The sequence below is a fragment of the Bradyrhizobium sp. WSM3983 genome (assembly GCF_000473045.1).
Classification (GTDB): Bacteria; Pseudomonadota; Alphaproteobacteria; order Rhizobiales; family Xanthobacteraceae; genus Bradyrhizobium.
On record NZ_AXAY01000027.1, the window covers coordinates 1 to 16,063 of the forward strand.

At 61.9% G+C, this 16,063-nt stretch carries 16 protein-coding genes; 11 read left to right on the forward strand and 5 right to left on the reverse strand.

The window, feature by feature from the left end; all coding sequences use genetic code 11:
• From YUA_RS45435 to YUA_RS0129940, 6 genes are all read left to right on the forward strand, one after another.
• Nucleotides 1–1,200: GTP-binding protein (locus tag YUA_RS45435; RefSeq protein ID WP_051383457.1), on the forward strand; the 1,200-nt coding region annotated here is incomplete at its 5' end.
• A gap of 12 nt (nucleotides 1,201–1,212) precedes the next feature.
• The gene (locus YUA_RS0129920; RefSeq protein ID WP_027534005.1) at nucleotides 1,213–2,193 is read left to right on the forward strand and encodes a GTP-binding protein; all 981 of its coding nucleotides are present in this window, start codon (nucleotides 1,213–1,215) and stop codon (nucleotides 2,191–2,193) included.
• 102 nt (nucleotides 2,194–2,295) lie between these two features.
• On the forward strand, nucleotides 2,296–2,583 hold the full coding sequence (locus YUA_RS45440) for a hypothetical protein (RefSeq protein WP_063627827.1): 288 nt from the start codon (nucleotides 2,296–2,298) through the stop codon (nucleotides 2,581–2,583).
• Between the two features lie 729 nt (nucleotides 2,584–3,312).
• A complete protein-coding gene (gene exbB, locus YUA_RS45445) occupies nucleotides 3,313–3,981 on the forward strand; it encodes a tonB-system energizer ExbB (RefSeq protein ID WP_063627828.1) in 669 nt (222 codons plus the stop codon).
• 4 nt (nucleotides 3,982–3,985) lie between these two features.
• Nucleotides 3,986–4,411: a TonB system transport protein ExbD gene (gene exbD / locus YUA_RS0129935; protein ID WP_027534006.1), complete on the forward strand. Its 426-nt coding sequence runs from the start codon at nucleotides 3,986–3,988 to the stop codon at nucleotides 4,409–4,411.
• Nucleotides 4,408–5,160 (forward strand): energy transducer TonB, encoded by a 753-nt coding sequence (locus tag YUA_RS0129940; protein WP_027534007.1) that lies wholly within the window; start codon nucleotides 4,408–4,410, stop codon nucleotides 5,158–5,160. The genes exbD and YUA_RS0129940 overlap by 4 nt, the downstream gene beginning before the upstream one ends.
• Nucleotides 5,161–5,185: 25 nt before the next feature.
• Here the strand turns inward: YUA_RS0129940 and YUA_RS45450 are convergent, their stop codons facing one another.
• The gene (locus YUA_RS45450; protein WP_198029530.1) at nucleotides 5,186–8,374 is read right to left on the reverse strand and encodes a TonB-dependent receptor domain-containing protein; all 3,189 of its coding nucleotides are present in this window, start codon (nucleotides 8,372–8,374) and stop codon (nucleotides 5,186–5,188) included.
• Nucleotides 8,375–8,587: 213 nt separating this feature from the next.
• On the opposite strand from YUA_RS45450, the gene mntR reads away from it, so the two are divergent.
• Nucleotides 8,588–9,061: a manganese-binding transcriptional regulator MntR gene (gene mntR / locus YUA_RS0129950; RefSeq protein ID WP_027534008.1), complete on the forward strand. Its 474-nt coding sequence runs from the start codon at nucleotides 8,588–8,590 to the stop codon at nucleotides 9,059–9,061.
• Between the two features lie 84 nt (nucleotides 9,062–9,145).
• Here mntR and YUA_RS0129955 read toward each other — a convergent pair whose 3' ends face one another.
• From YUA_RS0129955 to YUA_RS48870, 4 genes are all read right to left on the reverse strand, one after another.
• On the reverse strand, nucleotides 9,146–9,433 hold the full coding sequence (locus YUA_RS0129955) for a transcriptional repressor (RefSeq protein ID WP_027534009.1): 288 nt from the start codon (nucleotides 9,431–9,433) through the stop codon (nucleotides 9,146–9,148).
• A 513-nt stretch (nucleotides 9,434–9,946) separates the two neighbouring features.
• Nucleotides 9,947–10,474: a tyrosine-type recombinase/integrase gene (locus tag YUA_RS51935; protein ID WP_245285290.1), complete on the reverse strand. Its 528-nt coding sequence runs from the start codon at nucleotides 10,472–10,474 to the stop codon at nucleotides 9,947–9,949.
• Complete coding sequence (locus YUA_RS51940) at nucleotides 10,398–10,868, reverse strand: hypothetical protein (protein WP_245285291.1); 471 nt, start codon at nucleotides 10,866–10,868, stop codon at nucleotides 10,398–10,400. The genes YUA_RS51935 and YUA_RS51940 overlap by 77 nt, the downstream gene beginning before the upstream one ends.
• Nucleotides 10,869–10,944: 76 nt before the next feature.
• Complete coding sequence (locus YUA_RS48870) at nucleotides 10,945–11,223, reverse strand: hypothetical protein (RefSeq protein ID WP_084292960.1); 279 nt, start codon at nucleotides 11,221–11,223, stop codon at nucleotides 10,945–10,947.
• 641 nt (nucleotides 11,224–11,864) lie between these two features.
• Between YUA_RS48870 and YUA_RS0129965 the strand changes: the two genes are divergently transcribed.
• The 4 genes from YUA_RS0129965 to YUA_RS0129985 all read left to right on the forward strand — a co-directional run bounded on the left by YUA_RS0129965 (nucleotide 11,865) and on the right by YUA_RS0129985 (nucleotide 16,059).
• Nucleotides 11,865–12,785, forward strand: a complete 921-nt coding sequence (locus tag YUA_RS0129965; protein WP_027534010.1) for a LysR family transcriptional regulator — start codon at nucleotides 11,865–11,867, stop codon at nucleotides 12,783–12,785.
• 111 nt (nucleotides 12,786–12,896) lie between these two features.
• A complete protein-coding gene (locus tag YUA_RS45460) occupies nucleotides 12,897–14,255 on the forward strand; it encodes an extracellular solute-binding protein (protein WP_051383461.1) in 1,359 nt (452 codons plus the stop codon).
• Nucleotides 14,256–14,263: 8 nt separating this feature from the next.
• The gene (locus YUA_RS0129980; protein WP_084292961.1) at nucleotides 14,264–15,232 is read left to right on the forward strand and encodes a carbohydrate ABC transporter permease; all 969 of its coding nucleotides are present in this window, start codon (nucleotides 14,264–14,266) and stop codon (nucleotides 15,230–15,232) included.
• Nucleotides 15,229–16,059 (forward strand): carbohydrate ABC transporter permease, encoded by an 831-nt coding sequence (locus tag YUA_RS0129985; protein WP_027534013.1) that lies wholly within the window; start codon nucleotides 15,229–15,231, stop codon nucleotides 16,057–16,059. The genes YUA_RS0129980 and YUA_RS0129985 overlap by 4 nt, the downstream gene beginning before the upstream one ends.
• Nucleotides 16,060–16,063: the final 4 nt, after the last annotated feature.

Here is a 16,063-nt window from a genome sequence, read left to right on the forward strand (position 1 = left end):
ACGATCCTCACGGGCTTCCTGGGTGCCGGGAAATCCACGCTGCTCAACGAGCTCCTGGAAAGCGAGGCCTTTGCGGACACCGCCGTCATCATCAACGAGTTTGGCGATATTTCCATCGATCACGATCTTGTTCGGGTGAACAAACGCGAAATGATGGTGACGACCACAGGCTGCCTCTGCTGCACGGTCGCGAGCGACATCAGGACTTCCCTGTTCGAACTTTACGACGCTGTGGAGAGCAAGGCTGTCCCGCCGTTGAAGCGCGTGATCGTCGAGACGACCGGGCTGGCCGATCCGGCTCCGATCATCAATCAGGTCACACCGGGCGGTCTTCCGGCAGCGGGGTTTCGGGATCATGTCGTCGCAAGGTGCTTCCGGCTGTCCGGCGTCGTCTGCGCAATCGATGTAACGACGATCGAAGCGTCGATGGAGCGGCACTTCGAATGCATGAAGCAGGTGGCGTTTGCGGACTTCGTCGTGCTCACCAAGACGGATGTTGGCGCAGAGCCCGCAGATCGTCCCCCCATTTCTGAACTGGTGCAACAGATCCGCCAAATCAATGCGGCGGCTCCCATCGTGGACCGTCACGGGGCTGAATTCGAACTCGCCACTGCGTTCGCGCCGCGCGGCTACGTTCCTTCCGAGCAGGGGGCCGATGTTGAAGGATGGTTGGCTCTAGAGCAGGCGTTGGCCGAGCAAGGGCAAGCTCACGACAATGGCGCAGGCGCAAGCCGCCATGCGGCGGCTGGCATCCAAACGCTGGCGTTGCTGGACGGCCGCCCCGTATCGGCACGAAACCTCGCCACATTCATTGAGCTGCTCAAGGCCGTGGCGGGCCCGCAACTGCTCCGCCTCAAGGGCCTTGTTGGACTCGAGGACGATCCGGATCGGCCCCTGGTCGTGCACGGCGTTCAGCATGCGATCCATCAATATCGGCTGCCGGTCTGGCCGTCGGACGATCGTCGCACGCGCATTGTCGTCATTAGCCACGGCCTGGACGACGCCATCGTGAAAAACCTGTTCACGACGATAACAGGCCTTTCAACGCGCGCAAAAGCGGAACTGGTGTTGACTGCCGCTGGCTTGAGCCTTCTCGGCGTGGCGCTGGTCGCTGGCATCTTGCTCATGTTCCACGAGCGCGCCACCGCCCAGTTCGAACCCTCTGCCGTCATCCACGATCTACCAAACTCCAAACGTTGAAAAGGACCAAGCATGAACGACGCGATTTCACAAACACCGGTCACCGTCCTCACCGGGTACCTAGGCGCGGGCAAGACGACTTTGCTGAACCGAATCCTGACCGAAACCCACGGCAAACGCTATGCGGTGATTGTGAACGAGTTCGGCGAGGTCGGAATCGACAACGATCTCATCGTCAACGCGGACGAAGAGATATTCGAAATGAACAACGGGTGCATCTGCTGCACGGTGAGAGGCGATCTCATCAGGATTCTCGAAGGGCTGATGAAGCGGCGCGGCAAGTTCGACGGGATCATCGTGGAGACCACCGGGCTTGCCGATCCCGCGCCGGTGGCGCAAACCTTTCTTATCGATGATGACGTTCGTCGCAACACCAAGCTTGACGCCATCGTCACGGTCATCGACGCAAAGCATCTCCTCGGAGAGATCGACCAGGCCCACGAGGCGCAGGAGCAGATCGCATTCGCCGACGTCGTCTTGCTCAATAAGACCGATCTGGTCTCGGAGGCGGACCTCACGCTCGTCGAGGCGAGAATTCGTTCAATCAATCCCTATACCGTAATCCATCGTACGGAGCGCTGCGCGCTCGACCTCGAGAAAGTCCTGGATCGCAACGCGTTCGATCTCAACAGGGTTCTTGAGTTCGAGCCGGGCTTTCTCACTGAGGCCCACGGCCATGAGCACGACACCCACGTCAAGAGCCTGTCATTGGCGTCGCAGACACCTCTCATTCCCGCGAAATTTCTTCCCTGGATGCAGGAGACAGTTCGTCAGTTCGGGACTGATATTTTGCGGCTAAAAGGAATCATTCAGTTCCAGGACGATCCCGACCGCTTTGTTATTCAGGGAGTGCATATGTTGCTCGAGGGAGACCATCAGCGCCCCTGGCATCCCGATGAACCCCGGACAAGCCGTCTGGTCTTCATCGGCCGCGACTTGCCCGAGGACGTTTTGAAGGCGGGTTTCGAGCAGTGTCAGGGCCCAAGTCACTGATCGAAGGCGCGGATGATGTATCAGGCCGCAGCATGGCATTGGAGTTTGTCCGTGCCATGCTGAGGCCGCCAGCCCTCGCAAATCCATTCGGACGTCAAAAGCATGCAAAAGATTGCCTTACCTATGGCGCGGCGGGTCCAGAAGGCCGGCTATCCTCAGGCAGTTCAGCAATTGAAGCTGCAAACGCAGAAGCTGTTGGGCTTGTCGGACGAGGTCACAATCTCGGTTAGCGAGTTGACCTGCCGAGAGCCAGGATGTCCCGATGTCGAAACCATCGTCGCGATCCTGAGAGAGGGGGAGAAGCCGACCATCGCAAGAATCCACAAATCGATTCTCGACGTCACTCTCGATGAACTGAAAGCAGCTTTCGATCCGAGACTCTATACCTGAAGCGCGTTTTCACGGACATTTCACGAGGATCTTGTTCGCGAAAATTTCCCCGAAGCTACTCGATGCATCAAGCGGAGCGTTGTCGAGTTGGCCGAGCCGCAACTGTTCGGCTGGAGTCGGCTGGTGCGGCAGATCGAAGCTCAGCAGGCATTGGGGAGAGGCGCGCCGCTAAGGGAAACCGGCTTGTCCTTGGCGGAGGTCAAGAAGATGCTTGGGCGCTGGCGCCAGATTGTAGCATTTGACCGGAGTGCCCAACACCCGCGGTCCTCAGGCAATCCCTTTGGTCAACCGAGACCGCTCGTTCCGACAAAGAGAAAAACCAGTGAGGGTTCAATGCAACTCTGGCAGCTTGGTTGTCGGAATGGACGGACGCCTGGTCCGCGTTTCCTTCGCGTGCGGCCGGGTACGCGCCATGATGGAGCCCCGTGAGGCTCGGTGGGCCGTCGCTTGCTCGTGAGCTCCATTAGCGTTTACAGCAAGATGTAGTGTATGATACATGGTGGAGCCTTGACATAATCGCAAATCGAGGAAGGCTGATCCATGCAGTTGTGCTCAAACCCGCGAGGTGTCGCTTGTTGCACTGTTAGGGCGCCTCGTTCCGGTGCTGTTGGCACGTCGGTTGTCCTGCTCTGCCTGGCCGGGTTCACCGGACCTGCCTTTGCACAGGGTGTATCCGAAGGCGCGGCGATCGGAACCGCCGTCCTGCCACGTGACCTCAGTCCCTGGGGCATGTTCATGCAGGCCGACATCGTCGTGAAGGCCGTGATGACCGGGCTTGCCTTGGCCACTGTCGTGACCTGTACGGTATGGCTATCCAAGACCATCGAGCTGTTCAATGCGCGCCGTACCGTGCGACGCTCGCTGCGCGAGCTCGCGGAGGCCAGGGGCGTCGAAGATGCAGTGCGGACGGTGCCTGCAGGGCCGGTGGCGCGGCTGCTCGATGGCGCTGTCGCAGAGCTGAAGCTCAGCACCGATCGTATGGACAGGGACGGGATCAAGGCGCGCATCCTGTCGCGTCTGCAGCAGATCGAGGCTGCCGCCGGCCGACGCATCGCGTTCGGCACGGGCGTGCTGGCGACCATCGGTGCGACCGGGCCATTCGTCGGCCTATTCGGCACGGTCTGGGGCATCATGAACAGCTTCATCGGCATCTCGAAATCGCAGACCACCAACCTCGCGGTCGTCGCCCCTGGCATTGCCGAGGCGTTGCTGGCGACCGCGCTCGGTCTCGTCGCGGCAATTCCGGCGGTGGTGATCTATAACCTTTTCGTCCGCCAGATCGGCGCCTACCGGGCTCTGCTCGGCGACGGGGTTGCCGAGATCACGCGGCTCGCAGGCCGTGATCTCGACGGTGGTGCGATCGTCGTGCGACGAGCGCATCTCACGGCCGCGGAGTGATCCGGTGGCGGTCAATTTCAGCCAATCCGGCACCGAGCTTGCCGAACTCAACGACATCAACGTGACGCCGTTCATCGACGTCATCCTCGTGCTTCTCATCATCTTCATGGTGGCGGCGCCACTGGCGACCGTCGATGTCGCGGTCGATCTACCGGCCTCAAACGCGCAGCCGCATCCGCGCCCGGACAAGCCGGTGTATCTCACCGTGAAGCCCGATCTCTCCCTGTCGGTGGGAGACGAGTCCGTGAGCCGCGCCTCATTGGCCGCCGCGCTCGATGCGGCGGCCCATGGACAGAAGGATAGCCGCATCTTCCTTCGCGCGGACAAGGCGGTTCCCTATGGCGAGGTGATGCGGGTCATGAACGGCTTGCGAGCGGCGGGCTACCTCAAGGTGGCGCTGGTCGGCCTGGAGCAATCGACCGCACCATGAAGACTCTTGCGGCGGAAGACGCCTCCGACCTGAGACGCTGGACGTTCAGTGGTCTTGCCGTGGTGACGCTGTACGGCGCGCTCACCGCATCGCTCCTCGTTTGGCGCCAGCCCGACGACGTCGAGCCGGCTGAGCCATCCGGCGCGGTCGTGGTTGACCTTGCGCCTGAAGCGGGCGCACCGTCGTTCACACCGTCCGATCTTCCGCCCGGTCCGGAGCAGGCGATGGCGGAGGCCCGGCCGGCGCCGAAACCGGATGCAGCGCCGCCTGATGATGCGCCGGAGCTGCCGCAGGCACCCAATCCGGAGGCTCTCGTCGATAGCGCGAGCAAGGCGCAGCCTAACGCCGAACCGGACCAGCAGGCTGCGGCGGCCACTGCGGCGCCCGCCATGGTCTCGGAACGGCTCGCGCCGGTGGCTGCGGCGCCGATGCAGGGGAGGCCGGAGCTGAAGAACGAGCAGGCGGTCGCGACCTGGCGTTCCCAGATCCTCGCGCTGGTCGAGCGCAACAAGCGCTATCCGGAAGCCGCGCGGTCCCGGCACGAGCAAGGGATCACACGGGTCCGGTTCACGCTGGACCGCAAGGGACAGGTGAGCAACGCCGAGGTTACGCAAAGCTCCGGCTCCACCGCCCTCGACGGTGAAGCCATCGCGTTGCTGCAGCGGGCGCAGCCGTTTCCAGCTCCGCCCAATTCATTTGAGGGCCAATCGGTGGCCGTGAAGCTGCCGATCCGCTTCACCGTCAAGTAAGTCTGCTGTGACGCGGCCGGCGGCGCTAGTTCGTCACGGCCGCACGATCGGTTGCGCCGAACCTGTAGTTGACCCCAACACGCAGCGCATTGGTTCTCACCCGCGCGTCTGCATCGAACGACGTCGCCATGCCGGCCGGCAGGTTCGGTGTCGCGCGGAACGATCCCAGGTCCGCATGCAGGTATTCGATGCGTCCGGTCCAGTTGCCGGCTAGCCGCGTCTCGATGCCTGCACCGGCGGCCCAGCCGAAGCGGAACGTATCCACGTTATAGGGCGTCGCGACGGGAGCGCCGCCGGCCGTGAACCCTGCCACTGAGCCCGACGCAGTGACGACGCCAAACGGAATACCGGCTGTAACGTAAGCGACAGCGGTTGGCGTGACCGCGACGCCGATGCGCCCACGAATGGATGCCAGCCAGTCAAGCCGGTAGCCGAGGTCAGCCGACATCGGTGCATTGAATGGCAGCAGCGCCGCATTGCAAACCGCGCCGGGACAATTGCTCGCCGAGCGGCCGGCCTGGTTCGCGTATATGACATCGCCCTCGATGCCGGTGATGATCGGCCCCGCCGTCCAGTCGTAGCCGGCGTGAATGCCGACGCCCGCATGGTCGAGCCGGGCCGCGGGCGTGTTGCCGAAAAGCGGCGTCTGCGATGCATTGTCGACGAAGCCGGCGTATGTGGTGGCTGTCCCCCAGACATAGCCGAGATTGCCGCCGGCGTAGAACCCGCTCCAATTCCAGGCCGCCGCCGCGGGCGCCTTGCGGAAGACTGTGTCCGCTTGCTGCAGCCGCACAGCGCCGATCGGCGCATTTGCAGGTGTATCGGCGCCGTATTTGACGTTGAGGAACAATTTGAACGTTCGGCCGGGCTGGAGAATCTCGTCCTTGTGGAATTGCACGGAGTTGCGGATATCGGCGTTCAGGAGATTGTCGCCGATCAGGCCGGTCGCGACCTCAACCGGTCCCCAGGGTGAGGTTTGCCATCTCTGCCGGTGTTCGATCTGAAGCTTGAGCAGGTCGTAACCGTTGGTCGGCGTGTCAAATTCATCGAAATCATTCTGCGTGAACGCGTGCAGATAGTTCAGCCGCGTGTACCAATTGTCGTTGCGCCAGTAGACGCCGCCGCCCAGCCGCATTGGCGGGATGCGCGGCACGTTGGTGCCGTCGGTGAAGGTGGCGCGCACAGTATCGAACTGGCCTTCCACGCCGAAGATTCCGTCCGAAAGCGGCGACACATCCCATTGCCACGACAACTCACCGCCGCGGAAGATCGCGTCGCGCTGCGAGTAGGCGACCTGGATGTAGTCGCCATTGCCGCCGGCAGCGCAAGTCGCAAAGGTCGCACCGCAGAAATTGCCGGTGGCGCGGCCGTAGATGAACTTGTCGTAGAAAGTATAGTAGACGTTCGCATTGAACCTGAAATCGCCGCGTGCTCGTTTCAGACCGATCTCCGCGGTATTGGCCGTCTCCACCGTCAGATCCGGGTTGCCGATCTTGAAGGTCTTTTCGGAATCGTCCGGACCGGAAGCGAAGAGTTCGAGCGCGCGCGGGGCACGCTGGATGCGTTGGAGCGTGAGGCTCGCCTCGAGGTTCGAGGAGAGATCCTTGATCACGCCGAAACTGACACTGGTCGGCAGGAAGATCGATTTGGACGGCGAGCTCGACGGCGCGTCCGGCGGCGGCAGATAGGCCGACGGAAAATCGAACGAGGTCCCTGCGACGTTGACGGATTCGATACGCCCAGCAAGCTGCGTTCGCAGCGTGTCGGTGTGCTTCAGCTCCTCGAAGAAATACGCGGCGGCGGTCGTAGTCTGCGCGGGAAGCAGGATTGCCTGACCGAGCGTGTCCAGGCGCTGGTAGGCGCCCTGCGTGCCGACGATGCTGGTCAGCATCCCGAGCGGGGTCGAGAGTGGCACGGTTTCGAGCTCGAGCTTGCCTTCGGTCTGGCGGTTCTTGAACGTTGCGCCGATGGTCTGGAAATCGCCGAGGTTCGTGCTGTTGACGTCGACTTCATCGTGCCGGTAGTCGGAATATCCGAGCCAGTAACGGACCGCGGCGATGGCCGCGGCGTCGGGTCGATATTCGCCCTTGCTGGCGATCTTGGTCTGCTCGAGCTGGTTGTGCTGCTGGCTTTCCGACGAGGCGATGCCGGGAACGTGGTAGTCGCTGGTGAAGCGCGAGATCGACAGGCCGGCATAGCCACCATCGAACAGATAGGAGCCGCCGATTGACGCACCCGCGCTCTGCGTGGCCGAGTTCGGCTGCCGCCCGTTGAACGCCGGTGCGGGACTGGGGGGCACGAGGTAAGGGTAGCTGGGAATGCGATAGTCTTGGGCGCCGCGGCCGTAGACGTCGGCATGCATGGCGGCATTGCCGCTTCCTGAGTCGAGCAGAAGGCCGCTCTCCCAGCCACTGTCGACCGAGGTGACGGCAGACCGCAGCTCCGCGGCTACTCCGCCGATCGGAGCGGCGGTGGGAATCCGGTTGTTGGTCACGTCGACGATGCCGCCAACCGCTTGCGATCCGAACCGCAGCGCGCCCGGTCCGCGGAACACTTCGGTTTTCTGGAGTGCCAGCGGATCGATCGGGACCCCGTGATCCTGCGCGATGTCGGAAACGTCGACGCTGCCGATGCCGTTTTCCTGGATGCGCACCTTGGCATCGGACAATCCGCGGAGGACGGGGCGCGCCGATTGGGTGGACAGACCCGCCGACGTCGCGCCCGGCGCGGTGAAGAACAGGTTTCCGAAGCTTGGACTCGTGCTCGACTGGATCTGACTACTGGTCTGGGCCGAGGGCGCGAAAGCCGGTTGGCTGGAGGCCGCCGTCGAAGCCGGTGCCGACGCAGGCGGGGTTGTTGCGTTGCTCGGCGCCGGCCGGCTCGGGGCTCCGCGGTTGGCACGACGGGCCGGCCTCGGTTGCCGGCCTTCGACCGTGACCACCGGAATCTCGATTTCATCCGGCGCGCCGGATGATGGAGGTGACGCTGCCGTGTTCGATGGTTGTAAGGCGGGCCGTGTGGCCGCGTCGGATGAGGTGGAGGCCGCAGGAGCGGTCGTTGTGGCAGGCGGCGGCTGGCTCGGCGCGGCCTGCTCGGTCGGCGAAGCAGCAGGCGCCTCGGGAGAGGCTAGCTGGGCGTGGGCAAAACCGCTCAGGCCGATCATGACGATCGATGTCGTGCCCAGAACAGCCGAACGGGTTACGCGCACATACATCTTCAACCCCCGATGCGCCGCTGGCGAGACGGGCATCTAGTTAACGCATTAAAATGTAGCTTGGGCTACAATTGAAGAGTAGAGGCTACAGAGTCAAGGGACGGCTGTTGCAATTGCGAGGCTGTTGCAACAGGGTGACAGGGAGCGTCGCGTCTGCTTGCAATGTCGCCATGGAGAGCCCATGGTTTAGACGTTGAGATTCTGGATTTTCAAATGCGCCGGAAGACTGCGGACCTTGCGCCATCGCTTCACGCCCTCCCGACCGAGCAGGCGCAGGCGCGGCGTTTTGGCAAGGCCCGTTCGGCGCGTTCGAGCGCAATCCTCGAGGACTATGTCGAACTGATTGCCGACCTGATTGAATCGACCGGCGAGGCTCGCGCGACCGATATTGCGCGCCGGCTCGGGGTGTCTCATCCGACGACCATCAACACAATCACGCGGCTGAAGCGGGAGGGTTTGGCGATTGCCCGTCCCTATCGCGGTATCTTCCTGACCGAGAAGGGGGAAGCGCTCGCCAAGCGCGTGCGCGCGCGCCACCGGGTAGTGCTGGAGATGCTGCTCGCGCTTGGCGTACCCCGGGAGACCGCGGAAGCAGACGCCGAAGGCATCGAGCATCATGTTTCCGAAGCGACGCTCAAGGCGTTCTCGGATTTTATCAAGATGTCGGGAGTGAAGAAGGCCAGTTGACGGGCCGTTGAGGTCTGCGTGGTCTGGGACCCGGCGCATCGACTACGGGCCGATCATCGCGGGCATCAGCCTGCGCTCAAAGGCTTAGCCAGACCGATTGCCGCCCAATGGCGGGTTGAGGGCAAAGTGCGTCTCTCGGACGCCCTGGACTGAGCGGCTATCCGTCAATCCGAACTGCTCGAAGTCGCGCAATCCGTTGCGAACGGTCGATCGCGAGATCCTGCGACCATTGTCTTGTGCACGTTTGATGACCGCCTTGATCGTGGCCGGTTGTGCATCGTTCTGTAGCAGAAGGCCGATCAGGATGATCCGTTGCCTGGTTGGTCGGAGGCCGCGGGCGACCAGAATTCCCCGAAGTTCAGCATCCGGCATGGAATTTCCGTAGTATGAACTACATAATATATGATATGCATCATCGAGCAAGCATGTCAATGTGGGCTCGGAGAAGACCGCACTAGGGTAGCGCAAAAAAACGCGGCATTTAGCGGACTATTGTGGCTGGCGCTGACATGAGCACAACGAAGCCACTATGATCGTGCGACGAATGCCCTTTTTCATCGGATAAGCCCAGTGGTGCGACGGGCAACTCATTGATTTTTCCCAACCCGGGGCTGTCTCTTATCAGCGGGTCCCAGGTTCGAGCCCTGGTGCGCTCACCAAGCAAATCAAGCACTTAGCGGTAGTAGGCGTCAGAACGGTCTCTTCGGTTTGATGTCCGGTTTGAGAAATTTGTTCGGTATTCGTGCGCATTTGCTATTTTGTCTCCTCTAACGTTCGCGGGACGGCGGCTAGCTCATTCCCGGCGGCGTGGAGCACTATCGCGCCCAGAAGCCTTGGCGACGGAAGACGCCTTCACTTGGCATCGATCCCACTTATTCTCTGTTCTTACCCGTACACTTCGCTCAGTTTCTTGATTGCTGACTCGGCGAGTTCGACCCGGCCGCCCAGGTAGTGCGCATGCGCATCCAGGATCTCCTGCACCGTCTTCATCGAATGGCCGGTAATCGAAGCAATTTCCGGCACCGAGCAATTCGACAAGGCGAGCCGCGTAACGGCAGTGCCGCGGAGATCGTGGAAGTGCAGGTCCTTCAGCGACGTTTTCCTGAATGCCCTGTCCCAGCTCGCTCTGAAACCGTCCGCCGTCCATGGTCGGCCGAACGAGTTGACCAGAATTGTGACGGCCGAGCGCTTCTCCCTGAGAGCAGCATCAAGCGCCGCCTTCAGCGGTGACCCCACCGGTATAGTTAGACGGCGCCGGCCCTTGCGGCCGCGTCCCTTCGACTGACGCATCCGGATGTATGTGCCATCGTAGTCATTCCAGGGCAGCCGCAGCAGGTCACCCTGGCGCTGGCCTCCATAGCGCGAGGAGCAGAGCGGCCTGCAGCTCGATCGTCGCGACAGCGCAGAAGGCACGAATGTCCTCGGCCGTCCAAACTATCTCCGATCGATCAGATTCGTAGAGCCGGCCACCGCGCTCGCAGACGTTCACTACGATCTTGCCTCGATCCTTTGCAACCGACAGCACACGCGCGATGGTCGTCCAGACATAGTCCGCTTTGCGGGGCGTAGCGGAGAAAGAATCACGAAATTCTTTGAAGTCACCCCGCAACCGCTTGTCCTCGAGGGCGCCGATTGGCATCGAGCCGAACTTGGCCTCGATGAGTTTGAGGTATCCGTCGTAGGCGCGCTTGCTCTTGTCACCAAGATCCTTGTACCCGCTGCAGTCCTTGAAGTAGTCGATGAGCGAGCTGAACGTCTCGGTGCCCTTCTTCTTGTACGACGCCACAGCTTCGTTGTAGAGGCGCATGAACTCCGGCGTGCCAGGCTCCGCGTCTATACGCGGGCCGCCCTTCCAAGCGTACCAGTAGGTCTTCGACGTACCGTCAGCGAGCCTTTTGATTGACCAGTTGATTCCCTTCAGCCGCACTCGCATTTTGGGATGCCTTCCACGCGTCGTATGGTGACAGTTGGGTTTCAATTTTAGGCTGAAGACCAGATAGTTGGTCAAGGGCTGCATCGATAGCTTTCTTATCCCATTTGTGCGTCCCGGGGATCGGCCCCGGCATGATTCCACGTCGGATCCAATCGTTGAATGCCGATAACGTCTCGCAGCCAGCATAGGCCGCAGCCTGCTCTTTCGACATGCCACGGGACTCGATCATTCAACACTCCCACTTCACGCCAGTTTGAATAGCCCAGTTTTGGGCGGCGGAGTTGTTGATCAAGGCTGAGAAGCCAGCCGACAAAAGACCAGCGGGCTGGCGATCGCGCATTCGGTTAGCTTGGAGTGGAAATCGGACGGGTCGATGCGCGCGATAATCCGCTTGTGGGATTTCACGGAATTGAGTTGTGTCTGGTGCGGTGATCCAAAACCGCGTCCGACGGTCCGCTAATTCACCGGCGGGCCCGTTGGCCTCGATCCTTTAACTTGGCCGTTATGAGCGACGGGACATCGGTCAGCACTGTTGATTTTGTTGCAGTTTTGTTTGGTATCGATCGCGTTTGCTGTGGTTCATTCATCTTGTTTCTGGTGCGAAACTGGTGCGGTTCAACCGTGCGTCGGTTCGATTCCGGAGGTCTGCATCCGCCATGGGGTGAGAAGCGGAACGGATCGCTCAACTTGAGACTTTCCGGTTGTGACCAGAACCCCGTTCTCGGTTCGAGACGGAGATCTTCGACTGGCGGATGGGTTGTCACGACCGAATGCCCGGTATAACTCACTCCAAGGCGCACGCTGCGAAAGTACTTCTTCCTGGCGCGATGGGAATGTTGAAAGCGCAATGTGTTCGGGGCATGGGCAGCAATGGACTTCCGACAGCTTGAATATTTTTTGCGCGTCGCGCAGCGCAAGAACATATCACTTGCCGCTGTCGATCTGAACATTGCCCAACCGACTCTGACCAAGAGCATCAGGCAGCTCGAGGAGCAGCTCGGCGTCAAATTGTTCGAGCGTTTGCCACGTGGCGTTGCACTGACGTCGTTCGGGACCACGCTGCTGCGTCATGCGGAGGCCGTGCATGTGCAGATGAAGGATGCCGGTCACGAGATTGCCGCGCAGCGTTCCGGCGCCGTCGGGACCGTCGTGATCGGTGCAGGCCCGACATGGCTGCGACGATATCTCCCGGGTGCGCTCGCGCGCACGATCTCGGCACATCCGTCGATCCGGGTCCGCGTCGAGGCCGGTTTCGACGAGTTGCTGCTCCGTGCGTTGAGGCAGGGCGAACTCGAATTCGTGGTCGCCGAAATTCCTTCGCCGGAAGACCAGCGGGAGTTCGAGACCTTGACACTGACATCCGATCGGCTTGGCGTCTGTTGCCGCCGCAGTCACCCGCTGACCCAACGCCGGCGGGTCAGCATGAGCGATCTCTTGCAATATCCATGGATCAAGCCACCGCATGCGACGCGGGCCCATCGGCGGCTCGACTCGCTGTTCGTCGCCAATGATCTGCCGCCGCCGAAAAGCATGCTCGAAAGCGGGTCGGTCGCCCTTCAACTCAACGTCCTCCGGCACTCCGACGCGCTCGCTACCACCGTGTCGAAGACGCTACAAACGCCTGAAGGCGATGGCCTCGTCATGCTCAATGTTCCCGAGCTTGCGCTGACCCGCGATGCCGGCGTCATCACGCGCAAGGACGGCTGGGTCTCACCGGCGGCCGCGGGGATCATCGATGCGCTCAAGGCCGTCTGCGCCGCGGAGACAGCGGGCCGCAAGGGCAAGCCATAGCTTTCATCTATATCTATGGCATAATTATCTCTTTGTAAGAATACCTGAATCCTGTTTTGCTTGGACTCCGAGAGAGCCGGAATCGGCCGAAGTGCGGGCGGGAGGATTGAGATGCCGGGACAAAGCGGGAAGCGCGGCCTGACGCGCCGTCAGGTCGTTGGTGCAGGTGGCACGGTGGCGCTCGGGCTCGCCGCGCCGTGGCGCTATGCGGCAGCCGCCAAGGCCGCACCGATCACCATCGTGATCAACCAGTCGCCCTGGTTCGACAGCTTCCGCAAGACCGTCGAGCTCTACGAAAAGGAGAGCGGCAACCAGGTCGAGCTCGACGTCAACCCTTTCGCGGGATCGCTGGAGAAGCAGCGCAACTCAGTGCGTAGCGCGAACGGCCAGTACGACCTGCTGATCATGAACTCCGGATGGGTCGCCGAGATGTATTTCGGCGGCTTCGTCGAGCCGATCGGGGCGATCGATCCGTCCTTCAAGCTTGATCCTGACATCTACACACTCGACAACACCGTCTATTTCGACGCCGACAAGAAGACGATGTCTGCCGCCGGCAAGCTGATGTCGGTGCCAATCTCGCCGCTGATCCCGCTACTTTATTATCGCGGCGATCTCTACAGGGAATCGGGCCTGAAGGCGCCGGAGACGTTCGCCGAGCTCGAGGCCAACGCGAAGAAGCTGCACAAGCCGCCGAGCCGCTACGGCATCGTCCAGCGCGGCGCCCGCGGCCCGGCCTCCGTCAGCTACGACTTCTATCCCTACCTCTACGGCTTTGGCGGCGGCATCTTCAAGAACCAGGCAGCCGGCGATTATACTGTCACGCTCAACAATGAAGCCGGCCGCACCGCGCTCGACTATTATTCGCGGATCGCCAAAGAGGCCGGCCATCCGCAGACCGCCTCACTCGACCAGGCCGAGGTGATCCAGAACATGCTGACCGGCAAGGCCGCGCACATCATGGTGGTGGTGTCGGCGTGGTCACAGATGGACGATCCGGACAAATCCGCCGTCGTCGACAAGGTCGAATTCGCGGTCACTCCGCATGCCGAGGGCTTTTCCACCGGTCCCGGTCTCGGCCACTGGCTCGGCGGCATCGCGCGCAACGTGCCTGATGATCGTAAGCGCAGCGCGCTCGAATTCCTGCGCTGGTTCCAGACCAGGGAGGCGCAGCTCGCCTACGCCAAGGTCGGCGGCATTCCCGTCAGCGCAGCGAGCTATCGCGACCCGATCGCACAGGAGCGCCGCTACCGCTGGATGAAACCGCTCAGCGAAGCCCTGCCGCACGCGGTCAACATCTACCAATTCCCCGAGGCGAGCGAGGTGATCTCCATCCTCGAGCTCGGCCTCAACCAGACCGTCGCCGGCAACGCCACATCGGTGCAGGCGCTTAACAGCATGGCCGAACAGATTTTTGGCGTGATGTCGAAGCACAACTACAAGACCGGCAAACTGCCGGCATTGCGCTGAGGCCGACGATGAAGCCGACCGCGAGCGCTGCGGCGCACGTCGAGGCGGTGCCAGAGCCAGCCGCGCCGAGGGGCCTGCCGATCGCGGCCGATTTCCAGCGCGGCCTCGACGAGCGGCTCTGGCGCTGGCTGACGCTGTCGCCGGCGCTGCTCCTGTTGCTGGCCCTTAGCGTGCTGCCACTGGTCAACCTGTTCGCAACGAGCCTCTTTACCGTGAGCGGGAGTGGCGGCCACTCGAGCTTCGCAGTCGCAGGCCTGAACAACTACCGCGCGCTCGCCGGCGACACACTATTCCGTGCTGGTATTCTCAACACGGTCCTGTTTGCGCTGTTTGCCGTCGGGGGACAGATGCTGTGCGGTTTCGTGCTCGCACTGCTCTGCACCGGCGTGACACGTGGCCGCTTGCTCTACCGCACCATCTTCATCCTGCCGATCCTGGTTCCCGGCATCGTCGTCGGCGCGATCTGGAAGCTCCTGCTCAACTTCGACTTCGGCCTGGTCAACCAAGCCGTCGAGCTGGTCGGCTTCGATCCCCTCAACTGGCTCGGCTCAGCCAACACAGCACTTGCCTCAGTGATCTTCGTCGACATCTGGCACTGGACGCCATTCTGCTTCCTGCTATTCCTCGCCGGCCTGCAATCGCTGCCGCAGGATGTCTACGAAGCCGCCCAGATCGACGGCGCCAGCGGTTGGCAGGAGCTCACCTACGTGACGCTGCCGATGATGCTGCCGACCATCATGGTGACGTTCGCTTTCCGCCTCGTGCTCGCGTTCAAGGTCTTTGACGAGGTCTATCTGCTGACAGGCGGCGGTCCAGGGACATCGACCCAGGTCATGAGCTTCACGCTGTACCAGCGCTTCTTCCGCGAGGACCAAACCGGATATGGCTCGGCAATGTCGGTCGCCATCATATTCATGACCTGCATTCTGCTGTCGGCCGCCTTCGCCGCTCGCGGACGGATGGGGGCCGCGAAATGACGACATCTCCAAGAGCGCGGCCCCTGATTGTTCATGCCCTGCTGATCGCGGCGGCCCTGCTTGTGCTCATCCCGGTCCTCTGGGTCGTCGCTGCCGGATTCCGCACCCAGATCTCGCTGCTCTCCGGCGCGTTCTGGTTCACCCCGGTCCTGAAGAATTTCAACGAGGTGCTGTTCTCCAAGACCTCAGACTTCCTCGTCAACTATCGCAACTCGCTCGTTGTCGGGACATTGAGCACGCTGATCTGTCTCGTCGCCGCCACGCTGGCGGCATGGTCGCTCAACCGGATGTCGTGGCCGCGCTGGTTCGTGCACATATTCCTCGGCTGGGCGCTGGTGTTTCACATGTTCCCGCCGCTGGCGTTGGCGAGCGCCTGGTTCACCATCATGCGCACCGTCGGTCTCGACAACACGCTGACGGCCGTGGTGCTCGCACACACCGTGCTCAATCTGCCGATGGCGTTGTGGCTGATGGGCGTGTTCGTACGCGACGTACCGCTCGAGCTCGAGGAAGCCGCGCGGCTAGACGGCGCCACGACGCCGATCCTCCTATGGCGGATCGTCATGCCGATCATCGCACCCGGCCTCGTCGCGACCGCGATCCTGACCTTTGTGTTCAGCTGGAACGACTTTGGCGTCGCGCTCACGCTGACCATGAAGCAGACCGCAACGGTTCCGGTCGCGATCGCCAAATTCGCCCAAGACTACGAGATTCTCTACACGCAGATGGCGGCCGCCGCCGCGCTGTCGATCCTGCCCGCACTCGTGCTGCTCATCATCGGCCAGCGCTATATCGTGGCGGGCCTCACTCAAGGTGCCGTGAAATAAGACC

What these genes read in the sequence shown, in the direction of transcription:
- YUA_RS0129920 (WP_027534005.1), top strand. Translation starts at nt 1,213, where the DNA reads ATGAACGACGCGATTTCACAAACACCGGTCACCGTCCTCACCGGGTAC.
- YUA_RS45440 (WP_063627827.1), top strand. Translation starts at nt 2,296, where the DNA reads ATGCAAAAGATTGCCTTACCTATGGCGCGGCGGGTCCAGAAGGCCGGC.
- exbB (WP_063627828.1), top strand. Translation starts at nt 3,313, where the DNA reads ATGTTCATGCAGGCCGACATCGTCGTGAAGGCCGTGATGACCGGGCTT.
- YUA_RS0129940 (WP_027534007.1), top strand. Translation starts at nt 4,408, where the DNA reads ATGAAGACTCTTGCGGCGGAAGACGCCTCCGACCTGAGACGCTGGACG.
- YUA_RS45450 (WP_198029530.1), bottom strand. Translation starts at nt 8,374, where the DNA reads ATGTATGTGCGCGTAACCCGTTCGGCTGTTCTGGGCACGACATCGATC.
- mntR (WP_027534008.1), top strand. Translation starts at nt 8,588, where the DNA reads ATGCGCCGGAAGACTGCGGACCTTGCGCCATCGCTTCACGCCCTCCCG.
- YUA_RS0129955 (WP_027534009.1), bottom strand. Translation starts at nt 9,433, where the DNA reads ATGCCGGATGCTGAACTTCGGGGAATTCTGGTCGCCCGCGGCCTCCGA.
- YUA_RS51940 (WP_245285291.1), bottom strand. Translation starts at nt 10,868, where the DNA reads ATGCGCCTCTACAACGAAGCTGTGGCGTCGTACAAGAAGAAGGGCACC.
- YUA_RS48870 (WP_084292960.1), bottom strand. Translation starts at nt 11,223, where the DNA reads ATGATCGAGTCCCGTGGCATGTCGAAAGAGCAGGCTGCGGCCTATGCT.
- YUA_RS0129965 (WP_027534010.1), top strand. Translation starts at nt 11,865, where the DNA reads ATGGACTTCCGACAGCTTGAATATTTTTTGCGCGTCGCGCAGCGCAAG.
- YUA_RS45460 (WP_051383461.1), top strand. Translation starts at nt 12,897, where the DNA reads ATGCCGGGACAAAGCGGGAAGCGCGGCCTGACGCGCCGTCAGGTCGTT.
- YUA_RS0129980 (WP_084292961.1), top strand. Translation starts at nt 14,264, where the DNA reads ATGAAGCCGACCGCGAGCGCTGCGGCGCACGTCGAGGCGGTGCCAGAG.
- YUA_RS0129985 (WP_027534013.1), top strand. Translation starts at nt 15,229, where the DNA reads ATGACGACATCTCCAAGAGCGCGGCCCCTGATTGTTCATGCCCTGCTG.